Origin of the sequence: Streptomyces sp. NRRL S-31, assembly GCF_000718775.1 — a bacterium.
Classification (GTDB): Bacteria; Actinomycetota; Actinomycetes; order Streptomycetales; family Streptomycetaceae; genus Streptomyces.
This window is the reverse complement of record NZ_JOCB01000036.1, coordinates 1-15,508: the sequence shown is the minus strand read 5'-3', so window position 1 is coordinate 15,508 and position 15,508 is coordinate 1. Positions and strand designations below refer to the sequence as shown.

Here is a 15,508-nt window from a genome sequence, read left to right as displayed (position 1 = left end):
GGGGCGGGCCCGGGCGCTCAGCCGGGGATCAGGCCGTCGTCGCTCAGCAGTTCCCGCACCTCGTCCAGGGTCGAGTCCGGCGACGGCAGGATCAGGCCGGAGGGTTCCAGCGCGTCGTCCGGCAGCGGGGTGCCGAGCCGGCGCACGGCGTCCAGCAGCGCGGTGAGCGTGCGGCGGAAGCCCTCGCCGTCGCCGCCCTCCACCTCGGCCAGCAGTTCGTCGTCCAGCTGGTTCAGCTCGGCGAGGTGGGTGTCGTCCAGCCTCACCTGGCCCTCCCCCATGATCCGTACGATCACGTCGGCCTCCTCGGCTCGGACCCGGCGCCGGGCTACTGCTTGTCGAAGCGCGGGGTGTCCTGCGGCTGCTGCTGGGACTGCCCCTGACCGGCGCCGCCCTCGATGGCCTGCTGCGGGGAGCCCCCGGCCAGCTCGGCCTTCATGCGCTGGAGTTCCAGCTCTACATCCGTACCACCGGAGAGCCGGTCCAGCTCGGCCTGGATGTCGTCCTTGCGGGTGCCGGAGGGGTCGTCCAGGGCGCCGGAGGCGAGCAGCTCGTCGATGGCGCCGGCCCGGGCCTGGAGCTGGGCGGTCTTGTCCTCGGCGCGCTGGATGGCCAGGCCGACGTCGCCCATCTCCTCGGAGATGCCGGTGAACGCCTCCCCGATGCGGGTCTGGGCCTGGGCGGCGGTGTAGGTGGCCTTGATGGTCTCCTTCTTCGTACGGAAGGCGTCCACCTTGGCCTGGAGGCGCTGGGCCGCCAGGGTGAGCTTCTCCTCCTCGCCCTGGAGGGTGGCGTGCTGCGTCTCCAGGTCGGTGACCTGCTGCTGGAGCGCGGCCTTGCGGGAGAGGGCCTCGCGGGCCAGGTCCTCGCGGCCGAGCGCCAGCGCCTTGCGGCCCTGGTCCTCCAGCTTGCCGGACTGCTGCTGGAGCTGGTTGAGCTGGAGCTCCAGGCGCTTGCGGCTGGTGGCCACGTCGGCGACGCCGCGCCGCACCTTCTGGAGCAGCTCCAGCTGCTTCTGGTACGAGTAGTCGAGGGTCTCGCGCGGGTCCTCGGCCCGGTCAAGGGCCTTGTTCGCCTTCGCGCGGAAGATCATCCCCATACGCTTCATGACACCGCTCATGGGCTTCGCGCGCCCCCTTCTGACGGACTCCGGCTCACAGATCCTGCGACAGGACCCACAGTACGGGCCCCGTCTCCATTACCGCACTGTTCACGGGGTGATGCGCTCATCCCCGAGGACGACTGCGGAGCGTACGGCTCCGGCGTGAGGAGTAGGTGATGCCACCGACCCCCGGATGGGTGTCCCTTCCGTGTGCCCCGTTCTCCCCCCTGGAGACGTGCGGTGTTGCCGGATCGTTCCCCACCGGACTGGGGTCCACGCGGGTGCAGCCCGTACCCTTGGGTTTTGTGTTCCGTAGCCGTGCCAAGGAAGAGAAGGCCCCGACCGCCGACAAGGCGCAGGTGACCCTCTCCAAGCAGCCCCGTGACCCTCAGGCCCCGAAGGGTCGGCCCACGCCCAAGCGCAGTGAGGCCCAGACCCAGCGCCGCAGCGTCGCCACCACGCCGACGAACCGCAAGGAGGCCGCGAAGCGCCAGCGAGAGGAGCGGCGGCGGGCGCTGGAGCGCCAGCGCCAGGCGCTGGCCGGCGGCGACGAGCGGTACCTGCCGGCCCGGGACAGGGGTCCGGTCCGCCGGTTCGCCCGGAACTGGGTGGACTCGCGGTTCAACGTGGCGGAGTTCTTCCTGCCGCTCGCCGTGGTCATCCTGGTGCTGAGCGTGGTGCGGGTGCCCGCGATCCAGAGCGTCGCGCTGCTGCTCTGGCTGATCGTGATCGTGCTGATCGTGCTGGACGCGGCCGTCAGCGGCTTCCGTCTGAAGAAGCGGCTGGCCGAGCGCTTCCCGAACGAGAACACCCGGGGCGCGGTCGCCTACGCCCTGATGCGGTCCTTGCAGATGCGTCGGCTCCGGCTGCCGAAGCCGCAGGTCAAGCGCGGAGAGCGGCCCTGAGCGCAGACGCTTCTCCCGTGGGTGCGGTCCGGCTGGACGGGCCTCAGGACCTGCGCGACATCGTCCGGCGGGAGTTGCTGACCCGGCAGCTGGACGAGCAGATAGCCGGGCGGTTCCCGGTCGGGCGGCGGCTGCGGGTGCTCGACGTGGGGATGGGCCGGGGCGCGCAGGCACTGCGGCTGGCCCGGCTCGGCCACCAGGTGACCGGGGTCGAGCAGGACGCGACGCTGGTCGCCGCCGCCCGCGAGGCCGTGTCCCGGGAACCGGAGGGCATCCGGGAGCGGGTGCGGCTGGTGCAGGGCGACGGCCGGGACACCGGCGTGCACTTCCTGCCGGGCAGCTTCGACGTCGTGCTCTGCCACGGCGTCCTGATGTACGTGGAGGAGCCCGACCCGCTGGTGGCGGGCCTGGCCCGGATGCTGGCCCCCGGCGGGCTGCTCTCCCTCGTCGTCCGCAACGGCGACGCGCTCGCCATGCGTCCCGGTCTGACCGGCGACTGGGCGGGCGCCCTGGCCGCCTTCGACGGCGCGGCCACCCTCCCCCATGCCCGCACGGCCCCGGACGGGGACCCCGGCGCAGACCCCGACGGGGGCACCGACGGGGGCACCCCCCTCCGTACCGGCCCGGACGTCCGGGCCGACCGCCTGGCCTCCCTCACCGCCACGCTCGCCGGCATCGCCGCCCCACTGCACGCCTGGTACGGCGTCCGGGTCTTCACCGACACGGCGGCGGACGGCGCGACGCTCCCGGCGGACCTCGGCACCCTGCTCGCGGTCGAGGAGCGGGCCGGGCGCACGGACCCATACCGCCGGGTGGCGGCCCTGCTGCACTTGTGCGGGGTACGCGGCTGAGCCCGTTCGGGGCAACAGCGCGGGCCGGGTGATCACGGCGCGGTGAGACTCGGGGCATGGACGCTTCCCGTGCCCGTGCGCTCCGTGCCCCTGCGCTTCGTACCCGTGCGCCGCGTACCCGTGCGCCGCGTACGGCCGTCCGCGCCGCGTCGCTGGCCGTCTGCGCGGTCCTCGCCGCCGGCTGCTCCGGCCCCGCGGCCCCGGCCGGCCGGGACGACCCGGCGACCGCCCGGGCGGTGGCGCCGGCGGCCGCGAACGATCTCCAGAGCCGGTACCAGCGGGTCATCAAGGAGGTCCTGCCGTCGGTCGTGCAGATCCAGGCGAGCCACGACCTGGGCTCCGGGGTGGTCTACGACGACAAGGGGCACATCGTCACCAACGCCCATGTGGTGGGGGCGGAGAAGAAGTTCCTGGTGACGACGGCCAACAGCGAGGAGCCGCTGACCGCGAGCCTGGTCTACTCCTACCCCGAGCAGGACCTGGCCGTGATCAGGCTGGACCAGGTGCCGGACGGGCTGCGACCGGCGGTGTTCGGGGACTCCGAGAAGGTGGAGGTCGGCCGGATCGTACTGGCCATGGGATCGCCGCTGGGGCTGTCGTCCAGTGTCACCGAGGGCATCGTCTCGGCGACCGGGCGGACCGTCAGCGAGGGCAGCTCGGGCGGCGGCACGGGCGCGACGATCGCGAACATGGTGCAGACCTCGGCCGCGATCAACCCCGGCAACAGCGGCGGCGCCCTGGTCGACCTGGACGGCCGGGTGATCGGCATCCCGACGCTCGCCGCGGCCGACCCGGACCTCGGGGGCAGCGCGGCGCCCGGGATCGGCTTCGCGATCCCGGCGTCGATGGTGCGGACGGTCGCCGACCAGATCGTGCGGACCGGCAAGGTCGTCGACTCCGGCCGGGCGGCCCTGGACATCACCGCGCGGACGGTCGTGGACGACCGCTACCAGCCGATCGGGGTGGCGGTGGTGACCGCGCGCGGCGGCGGCGCGGCCGACCGGGCGGGCCTGCGCCCCGGCGACGTCATCACCGGGGTGGGCGGCCGGCCCATCACCACCGTCACCTCGCTGTCCGAGGCCCTGGCCGCGGACCGGCCGGGGCAGCGGACCGCGGTGACGTACCAGCGCGACGGCGTCCAGCGGACGGCCGAGGTCACGCTGGGCGAGCAGTGAGGAGGGGGACCCCTCCCCACGCCGCCCCCGCTCGGGTCACGCCTCGGCGTGCAGGCTCATCGGCCCGTAGATCTCGCTGGTCTCCTCGAACAGCCGCACCTGGTCGGCCCCGCCCTCCCGCAGCGCCTTCCAGTGCTCGCCGATCCAGGACTCGGCGTCCCCCTGGGTGGTGAACTCCTCGGGCTGGACCGCGGGCTGGACCTCCGTCCCGTCGGACTTCTCGAACCGCCACGTCCATGCCGTCATGTGCGCCTCCTTTGATCCAACACCTGCTGGCAGCCTAGCCGGGAGCGCAAGACCTGCCGGGACAGGCGAAAATCGGTCCGTGGAAATCACTCTGCTCGGTACCGGTGCCCCCGCGGGGCTGCCTCGACCCGGTTGTTCCTGTGCCGTCTGCGCGACCGCGCTCGGGCCGGACGCGCGGGCCGCGACCGCGGTGCTCGTGGACGGCACACTGCTGCTCGACCTCACGCCGGGCGCGGCGTTCGCGGCGGCCCGCGCCGGGCACTCGCTGGGCGGGGTGCGGCAGGTGCTGCTGTCGCACCCGCACGACGGCCCGGCGGTGGAGGTGCCGGCCGGGCTGCCGCAGCCCGGCCGGGTGCCGGACGGGCGGGAGTTGGCGCTGCTGACGGGACATCGGGTGCGGGCCGTGGCGATGGACGCGGGCGGCACCGGGTACGCGGTGACCGGGCCGGACGGGCAGCGGCTGCTGTACCTGCCGCCGGGCGGGGCGCCGGCCGGTCTGGAGGAGGCGACGGCGCAGTCCTACGACATGGTCCTCGCGGACGTGGTGACCCGTCCGGACGCGCTCGCCCGGCTCCGGGCGGTCGGCTCGGCGGGTCCCACGACGGACGTCCTCGCCGTCCACCTCGGCCACGACGTGCCGCCCGGCGCGGAGTTGCGGCGCCGGCTCGCGGCGGCCGGGGCGCGGGCGGTGCCGGACGGCACGACGCTGCTGGTCGGGGCGTACCAGGAGGTGCCGGACGTGCCGCGCCGGACGCTGGTGCTGGGCGGTGCCCGCTCGGGCAAGTCGGTGGAGGCGGAGCGGCGCCTGGAGACGTTCCCGGACGTGCTGTACGTGGCGACGGGCGGCACGCGCGGCGGGGACACCGAGTGGGCGGCGCGGGTGGCCCTGCACCGGGAGCGGCGGCCGGGGTCGTGGCGTACGACGGAGACGACGGACCTGGTGCCGCTGCTGGCCGAGGACGGTCCGCCGCTGCTGGTCGACTGTCTGTCGCTGTGGCTGACGGACGTGATGGACTCGGTCGGGGCGTGGGACGACGCGGAGTGGGCGGGCGGCGGCGAGAAGGCGCTGCGGGAGCGGGTGCGGGAGCTGGCGCACGCGGTGCGGACCGCGCGGCGGACCGTGGTCGCGGTCTCCAACGAGGTGGGGTCGGGCATCGTGCCCGCGACCGCCTCCGGCCGGCGTTACCGGGACGAACTGGGGCGCCTGAACGCGGCGTTCGCGGCGGAGTGCGAGCAGGTGCTGCTGGTCGTGGCCGGGCAGGCGCTGGTGCTGCGGGGCTGACCGGGGGCGGGCTCCCCACGGGGGCGCGGGTCAGCGGACGGCCTTGCGGGCCACGATCCGGCAGGCGTTGGAGAACGGCGTGTGCCGCAGCAGGGGTGCCAGGGCGTGGTCCGCGGCCGAGGCCAGCGCGGTCACCGGCGCGGCGGCCAGCCGGAACACCGGGTGGGCGTGGAGGGCGGCCAGGGTGAGCGCCGCCGACAGGTCGCAGGGCACGTGCGCGTCCGCGCGGTCGGTGACGAGGACCGTGCAGCCCAGGCGCTCCAGTTCCGCGCGCAGGTTGGCCGGCGGGACCAGGTGCAGGTGGCGCGGCTGGCCGTACGGCAGCCACCACCTGCCCAGCAGCCGGGCGAACGCGCAGCGCGGGTCGGGGACTTCGACGACCAGGTGGCCGCCGGGGCGCAGGACGGTCAGCGCGGCGCGGAGTTCGGCGCGCGGGTCGGGGGCGTGCGCCAGGTGGTGGAACATGCTGACCACGTCGTAGCGGGCGCGCAGTCGGGCCGCCGTGCCGGGGGTCGTCAGATAGCCGCGGTGCGCCTCCTCCACCCGGCCCTCCAGGAGCGCCTGCTCGACGCGGGCCGTGGGGTCCAGCCCGTCGAAGCTGGTGTAAGGGAAGAACTCCTTCGCCGCCTCGGGGAAGCGGGCGTGTCCCGTGCCGACGTCCAGCCAGCTCTCCGGTTCGCGCAGCGCCGACAGGCGGCGGGCGGCGGCGCGGTGCCGGCGCCGGACCGCGCGGGCGGTGCGGACGCGGTCGGTGAACTCCTCCAGCTGCCTCTCGTAGAAGTCCCGGTGGAAGAAGGCGAGTCCCTCAGCGGTGAGGCGGGGGTTCTGGAAGACGTGGCCGCAGTCGCGGCAGGCGTCGACGGCGAAGGTGCCCGCCCGGTGGCGCAGCGGGTCGGGCGCGTGCAGCCGGGTGCGCAGTCTCCGGGAGCCGCACCAGGGGCAGTCCGCGCGGCGCGGCTCCAGGAAGGGGTCGAAGGGGGTGGTGATCTGCGGGGTGAGGGGCGTGGTCGGCATGGGCGGCTCCCTGTGCGACATTCCGCGGCAAAGCGGAACGTATGGGATACCGCCCCGGGGTGCAAAGACATCGTGCGGGTGGGGTGACGATGTGGCGCGGGCCCGTCGGTCCACGGGCGGTACTGTTCGGCGAATGAGCAGCCTTAATCTGGACGACTTCACCGATCTGATCGAGCGCCCGGACGGGGGCGTGCGCCGTGACGCCGAGGCCCTGCGCGAGCGCCGGATCGTGCCGCCCGGGGCACTGGGCCGCCTCGACGAGCTGGGCGAGTGGCTGGCCGCCGCCCGCGGCGAGGTACCGGTACGGCAGGTCGAGCGGCCGCGGGTGGTGCTGTTCGCCGGTGACCACGGCATCGCCGAGCTGGGCGTCTCGGCACGCCCCGCGGGCAGCGCGGAGCGGCTGGTGCGGGCGGTGCTGGAGGGTGCGAGCCCGGTGGCCGTGCTCGCGCGCCGGCAGGAGGTGCCCGTACGGGTGGTGGACATGGCGCTGGACTGCCCGCCGGACGCCTTCCCCGAGGACGTGGTGCGGCACCGGGTGCGGCGGGGCAGCGGCCGTATCGACGTCGAGGACGCGCTCACCGTCGAGGAGGCCGAGGCGGCCCTGCGGGCGGGTGTGGCGATCGCCGACGAGGAGGCCGACTCGGGCACCGATCTGGTGGTGCTCGGTGATGTCAGCGTGGGCGGCACCACGGCCGCGGCGGTGCTGATCGCCGCGCTGTGCGGCACCGACGCGTCCGTGGTGACCGGCCGGGGCGGGCTCGCGATCGACGACCTGACATGGATGCGCAAGTGCGCGGCGATCCGGGACGCGCTGCGGCGCGCCCGGCCGGTGCTCGGCGACCAGCTCCGGCTGCTGGCGGCCGTGGGCGGGGCGGACCTCGCGGCGATGACCGGGTTCCTGCTCCAGTGCGCGGTGCGGAAGCTGCCGGTGGTCCTCGACGGCGTGGTGTCCGCCGCGTGCGCGCTGGTCGCCCAGCGGATCGCGTTCCGGGCGCCGGACTGGTGGCTGGCCGGGCACTTCGGCGGGGAGCCGGGGCAGGAGAAGGCGCTGGACCGGATGGCGCTGGAGCCGCTGCTGGACCAGGGGGTGAAGGTCGGCGAGGGCGTCGGCGCGCTGCTGGCGCTGCCGCTGGTGCGGGCCGCCGCCGCGCTGGCCGCGGAGCTTCCCGAGCGGGAGCCCGGGGAGGAGCCCGCGGCGGAGTAAGCGACGGCGGGACGGGAGCCGGCGGAGCGGGAGCAGCCCGGACGCGGGGCGGGGGGCCGACGGAGCGGGAGCAGCCCGGACGCGGAGCCGGAAATCGGCGGAGCGGGAGCAGCCCGGACACGCGGCCGGTGCCGGGGCGCGCCGCTTACCGGGACAGGCACGGGACAGGCGCCCTGAATAGCACGGTTCGCCCGATCTTCGCCCATATCATCCTGCACCATGGGAGATGCCCGGACTGCCGTGGTGCGGCGAGCGGACGCGGAGCGGACCGGTGGGCGGGCACGGTGGCCGTCCGGGGCGTCCCGGAGGGCCGCCGCCTTCGCCGTCTGGTACCTGCGGGCCGTCGCCTTCGTCAACTTCCTCAGCGCGGTGTGGGTCTCGCTCGGCCAGGACGTGCGCCGGCACAACCAGGACGACTTCTTCACGCCGTACCTGCTGACCGCCGGCTTCGCCTCCGGTGTCTTCACCGCCTTCCTGGCGATCACCATGCGGCGCCGCAAGCGGGCCGCGTGGATCCTGAACCTGGTGACGAGCGGGCTGTTCCTGGCCCTGTTCGCGGCCGCCATGGCGTTCTGGGAGATCCGGCGGTACACCCAGAACTGGGTCTCCCTGGCGCTGACGGCCGCCTTCGTCGGCGCGCTGCTCGCCGGCCGCCGGGAGTTCTACGCCAAGGGCGACCGGTCCAACCCCCGGCTCGCGGCCACCGTGGCGGCCGGCGGCGGCCTGGCCGCGAGCCTGCTCGCCGCGCTGCTGGTGACGGCCACCAACCAGGCGCCGGACGCGGCCCGCTCGACGTTCTGGGAACGCTGGCACTACGGCACCCTGCGGCTGGTCTCGGTCGCGGCCGAGGGGTCGCGCTTCCCCGGCATCGCCCCGCCCAACTGGGCCAACGTGGCGGTCAACGTGCTCAGCACGGCCCTCGTCCTCGCCGTGCTCTACGCCGCCTTCCGCTCCCGGCGGGCCGTCGACCCGCTCACCGAGGACGACGAGAAGCGGCTGCGGGCGCTGCTGGAGCGGCACGGGGACCGCGACTCGCTCGGCTACTTCGCGCTGCGCCGGGAGAAGAGCGTGGTGTGGTCGCCGACCGGGAAGGCCGCCGTCGCCTACCGGGTCGTCGGCGGGGTGAGCCTGGCCTCCGGCGATCCGCTCGGCGACCCGGAGGCATGGCCGGGGGCGATCACGCCGTGGCTGGCCGAGGCGCGGGCGCACGGCTGGATCCCGGCGGTGATGGGGGCGGGCGAGGAGGCCGGGACCGTCTACGCCCGGCACGGGCTGCACGCGCTGGAGCTCGGTGACGAGGCGATCGTGGAGGTCGCCGAGTTCACGCTGGAGGGACGGGCGATGCGCACGGTCCGGCAGGCGTACAACCGGGTGCGGCGGGCCGGGTACGAGGTGCGCGTGCGGCGGCACGAGGACATCCCGGCGCGGGAGATGGCGTACCTCGTGGAGCGCGCCGACGACTGGCGGGACGGGGCGACCGAGCGCGGCTTCAGCATGGCGCTGGGCCGGCTCGGCGACCCGCGCGACGGCCGGTGCGTGATGCTGGAGTGCACGGACGCCGCAGGGCGGCTGCGGGCGCTGCTGTCCTTCGTGCCGTGGGGTCCGGGCGGGCTCTCCCTTGACCTGATGCGGCGGGACCGGGACTCCGACAACGGGCTGATGGAGTTCATGGTCATCGAGCTGCTGCGGCGGGCCCCCGAGACCGGGATCACTCAGGTCTCGCTCAACTTCGCGATGTTCCGGTCGGTCTTCGAACGTGGCGCGCGCCTCGGTGCCGGACCGGTGTTGAGGCTGTGGCGGTCGCTGCTCAGCTTCTTCTCGCGCTGGTGGCAGATCGAGTCGCTGTACCGCGCCAACGCCAAGTACCGGCCCATCTGGGAGCCGCGGTTCCTGCTCTTCGAGAAGAGCGCGGACCTGCCGCGCATCGGCCTCGCCTCGGCCCGCGCGGAGGGCTTCCTGGAGGCGCCGGGGCTGCCGAAGTGGCTGCACCGCAGGCACCTGGGCACGCACCGATGACCGTACGGGGATGAGGAACGCGTGAGGGGAACGCTCGCCCGCTGGGGCCGCGCCGAGTGGGGACCGCTGTACACCGCCGTACGCGGGCGCCTGCGGGAACGGGGGCCGCTGGCGCTGCCGATGACGCTCTCGGCGGTCGCGCTGACGGCGTTCCTCCAGCACGCGCAGAACCAGCCCTGGGGCTATCGCTGCGTGCAGGACATGGGCGCGGTGCGGGCCGAGGACCCGTTGTGGGCGGCGCTGCTGCGCACTCCCCTGTCGCTGTTCGTGCCCGCGCCGGACCTGCCGGTGTGGGGGGCGCTGGCCCAGATCCTGCTGGTGTTCGGGATCGCCGAGCTGTGCCTGGGCTGGTGGCGGACGCTGGCCGTCGCCTACGTCGCCACGCTCGCCGGCACGCTGTACGCGCGGCTCGGCATCACCCTCGGCGCGCACGCCCCGTTCGGGCTGCCGTGGACCGACGCGCAGGTGGTGGACACCGGGCCGTCGGCGGCGGTGGTGGGGCTCGCGGTGTTCGCGGGCTGGCGGTACGGCGCCTACGTCACGACGGGCGCGGTGACGCTGGCGATGGTCGTGGAGGTGCTGGTGAAGGAGAACCTGGCGGGCAAGGAGCACCTGGCGGCGCTGATGGCGGTGGGGCTGCTGTGCCTGCTGGCGGCGGTGCGGGACCGGCGCGGGAGCCGGCCGCGGCCCCGCCCTCACCGGTGGTCGGGCAGATGGGCCGGGCGGGGGTCGGGCTTGCCGCCGATCCAGTCCTGAAGGGCGCGGCTCGGCCGGGTCCAGCGGCGGTCGTGCCGGAAGGCGCGCAGCTCGGCCCGGGCGCGGGCGCGGGGCCGGCGGGCGTACAAGCGGCGGGCCCACGGGGAGCCGGGGCGGGCCAGCCGGACCGCGCCGACGAGCGCGACCAAGTGACGACGAAGGTCAGCAGGAAGGCGGCGAGGGCGAGCAGCAGCGGCAGTTCGCAGTGCCCCATATGCGCACCCTGGCCCCGGCCGCGGGAGGCGGCTCGAGGACCGCCGGGTAACCTGCGCCGGTGCTCACGTCCTCGCGCCTCGACGGTCTCCGCTTCGCCTTCGGCACGCTCACCGTGCTGCCCGTCCGGGTGCACCGCTGGGACCGGGGGGCGGCGCGCGGCGGAATGCTGTGCGCCCCGGTGGCCGGGCTGGTCGTCGGCGGCTGCGCGGCCGGGCTCGGCCTGCTGCTGCTCGCCCTCGGCGCCGGCGCGCCGCTCGCCGCCGTCGCCTCGGTCGCCGTACCCGCCGCGCTGACCCGCGGGCTGCACCTCGACGGGCTCGCCGACACCGCCGACGGGCTGGGCAGCGGCAGACCCGCCGAGGACGCCCTCAGGATCATGAAGCAGTCGGACATCGGGCCGTTCGGGGTGCTCACCCTCGTGCTGGTGCTGCTGGCCCAGGTGGCGGTGGTGGCGCAGCTCTACGCCGTCTCCTGGGCCCGGGGCGCCCTGGCCACCGTGGTGGCGGCGGTCGCGGCCCGACTGGCGCTCACCCTGGCCGCCCGGGCCGGGGTCCCGGCGGCCCGCCCGGAGGGGCTGGGCGCCGCGGTCGCCGGGGTGGTGCCGAGGGGGGCCGCACTGGGCGGCGCGGCCGGTGTGGTGGCGGCGGCCGGGGTGGCGGGCGCGTGCCTCGGCGGGTACGACGGCGTACGGACCGCCGCCGCGGTGGCCGCCGGTGCCGTCGTCGCCGAGCTGCTGCTGCGGCGGTGCGTCCGCAGGTTCGGCGGGGTGACGGGGGACGTGTTCGGGGCGGTCGCGGAGACGGCCGCGACGGCGGCGCTCGTGGTGCTGGCGCTCGGGCGGTAGCGCCGTGCGGCAACCCGTGGGCGTCATGCGAACCGGTGAGCCGGAACCCGGCGGGCACGACCCGGGTCTCGGGTGTACGGGGAGGCGAAATGACCATGCCGCCACACACAGGTGTATAACCGAAAGAATGAGCGAATGGGCCCACGCGCGTAGGCTCGTCCCGGGTGTTCGCCGACGCGGTGAAGGCCCCGGTAGCCACCTGTCCACAGGCCTGGACCTAGGGTCGGCTGTCGGGCCCGGTCGACCCACCCCTTTTCGGCCACAGCAACTTCACATCGGAAGCGAGATCTCACCACCGTGACTGCTCTGACTCTCAGCACCGCCGCGGCGCCCGGCCTGCGGGCCGACGCGATCGTGATCGGTGTCGCCAAGGGCGCCCAGGGGCCCGTCGTCGCGCCGGGCGCCGAGGCCGTGGACAAGGCGTACGACGGCCGGCTGGCCGGCGTCCTGGAGACCCTCGGCGCCTCGGGTGCCGAGGGCGAGCTGACGAAGCTGCCCGCACCGGCCGGCTTCAAGGCCCCGCTCGTGGTGGCCGTGGGCCTGGGCGCGCTGCCCGACGGCGAGAACGCCGCCGCCGACACCGAGGACGGCGACGGCGGCGACACCGGGTACGACGCCGAGGCGCTGCGCCGGGCCGCCGGCCTCGCGGCCCGCGCGCTCGCCGGGTCCCGCAAGGCCGCGTTCGCGCTGCCCGTCGACAGCCCCGGCGCGATCGGCGCGATCAGCGAGGGCGTCCTGCTCGGCGCCTACTCCTTCGACACCTACAAGAGCGACGCCGGGAACGCGCGGGCGAAGAACGGCAAGGCGCCGCTGGCCGAGGCCGCGCTGCTCGGCGGCAAGCCGCGCGACGCCGCCCACAAGGGCGCGGTCGCCCGCGCGGTCGCTGTCTCCGAGGAGCTGAACCGCGCCCGCGACCTGATCAACACCCCGCCGAACGACCTCACCCCCGCCGCCTTCGCCGCCATCGCGCAGGCCGCGGCCAAGGAGCACGGCATCAAGGTGCAGGTGCTCGACGACAAGGCCCTGGTCAAGGGCGGCTACGGCGGCATCCTCGGCGTCGGCGGCGGCTCCGCGGCCACTCCGCGCCTGGTGAAGCTGTCGTACAAGCACCCCAAGGCGGCCAAGCACCTGGCGTTCGTCGGCAAGGGCATCACCTACGACTCGGGCGGCATCTCGCTGAAGCCGGCCGGGCACAACGAGACGATGAAGTGCGACATGAGCGGTGCCGCCGCCGTGTTCGCCGCGGTCGTCTCCGCCGCCCGCCTCGGCCTGGAGGTCGACGTCACCGGCTGGCTGGCGCTGGCCGAGAACATGCCGTCCGGTTCCGCCGTGCGCCCGGGTGACGTGCTGCGCATGTACAGCGGCAAGACGGTCGAGGTGCTCAACACCGACGCCGAGGGCCGGCTGGTCCTCGCCGACGCGCTGTGGGCGGCCTCGCAGGAGAACCCGGACGCGATCGTGGACGTCGCCACGCTCACCGGCGCGATGATGCTGGCGCTGGGCAGCCGGACGTTCGCTGTCATGGCCAACGACGACGCGTTCCGCTCCGCGGTGCACGAGGCGGCGGAGGAGGTCGGCGAGCCGGCCTGGCCGATGCCGCTGCCGGAGCACCTGCGCAAGGGCATGGAGTCGCAGGTCGCCGACATCGCGAACATGGGCGAGCGGATGGGCGGCGGCCTGGTGGCCGGCCTCTTCCTGCGCGAGTTCGTGGGCGAGGGCATCACCTGGGCGCACCTGGACATCGCCGGGCCCGCGTTCAACGAGGGCGGCCCGTTCGGGTACACGCCGAAGGGCGGGACCGGGTCTGCGGTGCGGACGCTGGTCCGCCTCGCCGAGCTGACGGCCGCGGGCGACCTGGGCTGAGCCGCCCGACGGCTCGGCCGCTTCCGTAGTACGGGGAGGCGCCGGGGCGTGGGGCCGTGCGCGCCCACGCCCCCGCTCCGCGCGCCCGGCCCACCGGCGCGAGTGGGGTGTCTCACACTCCAGCCCGGCGTCTCGTCCGCCTCGAACAAGTGCAAAGATGGAGCCCGGCAGGACAGGGCCCCCACCGAAGGGCCGAAGCATCAAGCGGCCGGACACCAGCCGCCAGCCGGTCATCGTCGACCGGCGTACGGCGCACATGCATGGAGGAACGTGACGTGGCGAACGACGCCAGCACCGTTTTCGACCTAGTGATCCTCGGCGGTGGCAGCGGTGGTTACGCCGCGGCCCTGCGCGGGGCGCAGCTGGGTCTGGACGTCGCCCTGATCGAGAAGGACAAGGTCGGCGGCACCTGCCTGCACAAGGGTTGCATCCCCACCAAGGCCCTGCTCCACGCGGGCGAGGTCGCCGACCAGGCCCGCGAGAGCGAGCAGTTCGGCGTCAAGGCCACCCTCGAGGGCATCGACGTCCCGGCTGTCCACAAGTACAAGGACGAGGTCATCTCGGGCCTGTACAAGGGCCTCCAGGGGCTCATCGCCTCCCGCAAGGTGACGTACATCGAGGGTGAGGGCCGGCTGTCCTCCCCGACCTCCGTCGACGTGAACGGCCAGCGCGTCGAGGGCCGTCACGTCCTGCTGGCGACCGGCTCCGTGCCGAAGTCCCTGCCGGGCCTGGAGATCGACGGCAACCGCATCATCTCCTCCGACCACGCCCTCGTCCTGGACCGCGTGCCCAAGTCCGCGATCATCCTGGGCGGCGGTGTCATCGGCGTCGAGTTCGCCTCGGCGTGGAAGTCCTTCGGCTCGGACGTCACGGTCATCGAGGGCCTGAAGCACCTCGTCCCCGTGGAGGACGAGAACTCCTCCAAGCTCCTGGAGCGCGCGTTCCGCAAGCGCGGCATCAAGTTCAACCTGGGCACGTTCTTCCAGAAGGCCGAGTACACCCAGGACGGTGTGAAGGTCACCCTGGCGGACGGCAAGGAGTTCGAGGCCGAGATCCTGCTCGTCGCCGTCGGCCGCGGCCCGGTCTCGCAGGGCCTCGGCTACGAGGAGCAGGGCGTCGCGACGGACCGCGGCTACGTCCTGGTCGACGAGTACATGCGCACCAACGTCCCGACCATCTCCGCCGTCGGCGACCTCGTCCCCACCCTCCAGCTCGCGCACGTCGGCTTCGCCGAGGGCATCCTGGTCGCGGAGCGTCTGGCCGGCCTGAAGGTCGTCCCGATCGACTACGACGGTGTCCCGCGGGTGACGTACTGCAGCCCGGAGGTCGCCTCCGTCGGCATCACCGAGGCCAAGGCCAAGGAGGTCTACGGCGCGGACAAGGTCGTCTCCATCAAGTTCCCGCTCGGCGGCAACGGCAAGAGCCGGATCCTGAAGACCGCGGGCGAGGTCAAGCTCGTGCAGGTCAAGGACGGCGCCGTGGTCGGCGTCCACATGGTCGGCGAGCGCATGGGCGAGCAGGTCGGCGAGGCCCAGCTCATCTACAACTGGGAGGCCCTGCCCTCCGAGGTGGCCCAGCTCATCCACGCCCACCCGACGCAGAACGAGGCCCTCGGCGAGGCGCACCTGGCGCTGGTCGGCAAGCCCCTCCACATGCACGACTGACGCCTTCCGTCTTCGGGCGCGACGACACAGACTTCCGCAATTTCGTAAGGAGCAACCGAAACCATGGCGGTTTCCGTAACCCTTCCGGCGCTCGGCGAGAGCGTCACCGAGGGCACTGTCACCCGCTGGCTGAAGGCCGAGGGCGAGCGTGTCGAGGCCGACGAGCCGCTGCTCGAGGTCTCGACCGACAAGGTCGACACCGAGATCCCCGCCCCCGCCGCCGGCGTGCTGTCCTCCATCAAGGTCGCCGAGGACGAGACCGTCGAGGTCGGCGCCGAGCTGGCCATCATCGACGACGGCACGGGCGCGCCCGCCGCCGCCGAGGCCCCCGCCGCCGAGGCCGCCCCGGCTCCGGCCGCCGAGCCCGCGC

At 74.4% G+C, this 15,508-nt stretch carries 15 protein-coding genes and 1 pseudogene; 11 read left to right on the top strand and 5 right to left on the bottom strand.

Annotation, left to right across the window (positions count from 1 at the left end; genetic code table 11):
• Positions 1 to 17: 17 nt before the first annotated feature.
• Both IF37_RS0116120 and IF37_RS0116115 read right to left on the bottom strand, forming a co-directional pair.
• Positions 18 to 296, bottom strand: a complete 279-nt coding sequence (locus IF37_RS0116120; protein ID WP_030742493.1) for a hypothetical protein — start codon at positions 294 to 296, stop codon at positions 18 to 20.
• Between the two features lie 32 nt (positions 297 to 328).
• Positions 329 to 1,120, bottom strand: coding sequence for a PspA/IM30 family protein (locus tag IF37_RS0116115; RefSeq protein ID WP_079165769.1), 792 nt, complete (start codon positions 1,118 to 1,120; stop codon positions 329 to 331).
• Positions 1,121 to 1,407: 287 nt separating this feature from the next.
• Here IF37_RS0116115 and IF37_RS0116110 point away from each other — a divergent pair, with 287 nt between their 5' ends.
• The 3 genes from IF37_RS0116110 (at position 1,408) to IF37_RS0116100 (ending at position 4,033) form a co-directional block, all read left to right on the top strand.
• The gene (locus IF37_RS0116110; RefSeq protein WP_030742488.1) at positions 1,408 to 2,007 is read left to right on the top strand and encodes a DUF3043 domain-containing protein; all 600 of its coding nucleotides are present in this window, start codon (positions 1,408 to 1,410) and stop codon (positions 2,005 to 2,007) included.
• Positions 2,008 to 2,084: 77 nt separating this feature from the next.
• Positions 2,085 to 2,858, top strand: a complete 774-nt coding sequence (locus IF37_RS0116105) for a bifunctional 2-polyprenyl-6-hydroxyphenol methylase/3-demethylubiquinol 3-O-methyltransferase UbiG (RefSeq protein ID WP_030742486.1) — start codon at positions 2,085 to 2,087, stop codon at positions 2,856 to 2,858.
• 56 nt (positions 2,859 to 2,914) lie between these two features.
• Entirely contained in the window at positions 2,915 to 4,033 is a 1,119-nt protein-coding gene (locus IF37_RS0116100; protein WP_030742484.1) for a S1C family serine protease, read from the top strand.
• Between the two features lie 36 nt (positions 4,034 to 4,069).
• Here IF37_RS0116100 and IF37_RS0116095 read toward each other — a convergent pair whose 3' ends face one another.
• Complete coding sequence (locus IF37_RS0116095) at positions 4,070 to 4,279, bottom strand: hypothetical protein (RefSeq protein WP_030742483.1); 210 nt, start codon at positions 4,277 to 4,279, stop codon at positions 4,070 to 4,072.
• A 79-nt stretch (positions 4,280 to 4,358) separates the two neighbouring features.
• Between IF37_RS0116095 and IF37_RS0116090 the strand changes: the two genes are divergently transcribed.
• Positions 4,359 to 5,561: a bifunctional adenosylcobinamide kinase/adenosylcobinamide-phosphate guanylyltransferase gene (locus tag IF37_RS0116090; protein WP_030742481.1), complete on the top strand. Its 1,203-nt coding sequence runs from the start codon at positions 4,359 to 4,361 to the stop codon at positions 5,559 to 5,561.
• A 30-nt stretch (positions 5,562 to 5,591) separates the two neighbouring features.
• On the opposite strand, the gene IF37_RS0116085 is transcribed toward IF37_RS0116090, so the two are convergent.
• On the bottom strand, positions 5,592 to 6,575 hold the full coding sequence (locus IF37_RS0116085; RefSeq protein ID WP_030742479.1) for a class I SAM-dependent methyltransferase: 984 nt from the start codon (positions 6,573 to 6,575) through the stop codon (positions 5,592 to 5,594).
• Positions 6,576 to 6,708: 133 nt separating this feature from the next.
• On the opposite strand from IF37_RS0116085, the gene cobT reads away from it, so the two are divergent.
• From cobT to IF37_RS44480, 3 genes are all read left to right on the top strand, one after another.
• Positions 6,709 to 7,779 carry a nicotinate-nucleotide--dimethylbenzimidazole phosphoribosyltransferase gene (cobT, locus tag IF37_RS0116080; protein ID WP_030742477.1) on the top strand — a complete coding sequence of 357 codons (1,071 nt, stop codon included), beginning with the start codon at positions 6,709 to 6,711 and terminating at the stop codon, positions 7,777 to 7,779.
• 219 nt (positions 7,780 to 7,998) lie between these two features.
• Positions 7,999 to 9,795: a phosphatidylglycerol lysyltransferase domain-containing protein gene (locus IF37_RS0116075; protein ID WP_030742475.1), complete on the top strand. Its 1,797-nt coding sequence runs from the start codon at positions 7,999 to 8,001 to the stop codon at positions 9,793 to 9,795.
• A gap of 21 nt (positions 9,796 to 9,816) precedes the next feature.
• Positions 9,817 to 10,551, top strand: coding sequence for a hypothetical protein (locus tag IF37_RS44480; protein ID WP_030742474.1), 735 nt, complete (start codon positions 9,817 to 9,819; stop codon positions 10,549 to 10,551).
• On the opposite strand, the pseudogene IF37_RS0116065 reads toward IF37_RS44480, so the two are convergent.
• Positions 10,491 to 10,700 (bottom strand): annotated as a pseudogene (locus IF37_RS0116065) (hypothetical protein); the annotation flags it as partial. The gene IF37_RS44480 and the pseudogene IF37_RS0116065 sit on opposite strands and share 61 nt — an antisense overlap.
• Positions 10,701 to 10,825: 125 nt before the next feature.
• Here IF37_RS0116065 and IF37_RS0116060 point away from each other — a divergent pair.
• The 4 genes from IF37_RS0116060 to IF37_RS39465 all read left to right on the top strand — a co-directional run.
• Entirely contained in the window at positions 10,826 to 11,611 is a 786-nt protein-coding gene (locus IF37_RS0116060; protein WP_030742469.1) for an adenosylcobinamide-GDP ribazoletransferase, read from the top strand.
• 297 nt (positions 11,612 to 11,908) lie between these two features.
• Entirely contained in the window at positions 11,909 to 13,474 is a 1,566-nt protein-coding gene (locus IF37_RS0116055) for a leucyl aminopeptidase (protein WP_030742468.1), read from the top strand.
• Positions 13,475 to 13,749: 275 nt separating this feature from the next.
• Entirely contained in the window at positions 13,750 to 15,138 is a 1,389-nt protein-coding gene (lpdA, locus tag IF37_RS0116050) for a dihydrolipoyl dehydrogenase (protein ID WP_030742466.1), read from the top strand.
• 63 nt (positions 15,139 to 15,201) lie between these two features.
• A partial coding sequence (locus IF37_RS39465; RefSeq protein WP_037856621.1) for a biotin/lipoyl-containing protein occupies positions 15,202 to 15,508 on the top strand: 307 nt, incomplete at its 3' end.

Coding starts and splice junctions, on each gene's coding strand:
- IF37_RS0116115 (WP_079165769.1), bottom strand. CDS start 1,120: ATGAGCGGTGTCATGAAGCGTATGGGGATGATCTTCCGCGCGAAGGCG.
- IF37_RS0116100 (WP_030742484.1), top strand. CDS start 2,915: ATGGACGCTTCCCGTGCCCGTGCGCTCCGTGCCCCTGCGCTTCGTACC.
- IF37_RS0116095 (WP_030742483.1), bottom strand. CDS start 4,279: ATGACGGCATGGACGTGGCGGTTCGAGAAGTCCGACGGGACGGAGGTC.
- IF37_RS0116085 (WP_030742479.1), bottom strand. CDS start 6,575: ATGCCGACCACGCCCCTCACCCCGCAGATCACCACCCCCTTCGACCCC.
- cobT (WP_030742477.1), top strand. CDS start 6,709: ATGAGCAGCCTTAATCTGGACGACTTCACCGATCTGATCGAGCGCCCG.
- IF37_RS0116075 (WP_030742475.1), top strand. CDS start 7,999: ATGGGAGATGCCCGGACTGCCGTGGTGCGGCGAGCGGACGCGGAGCGG.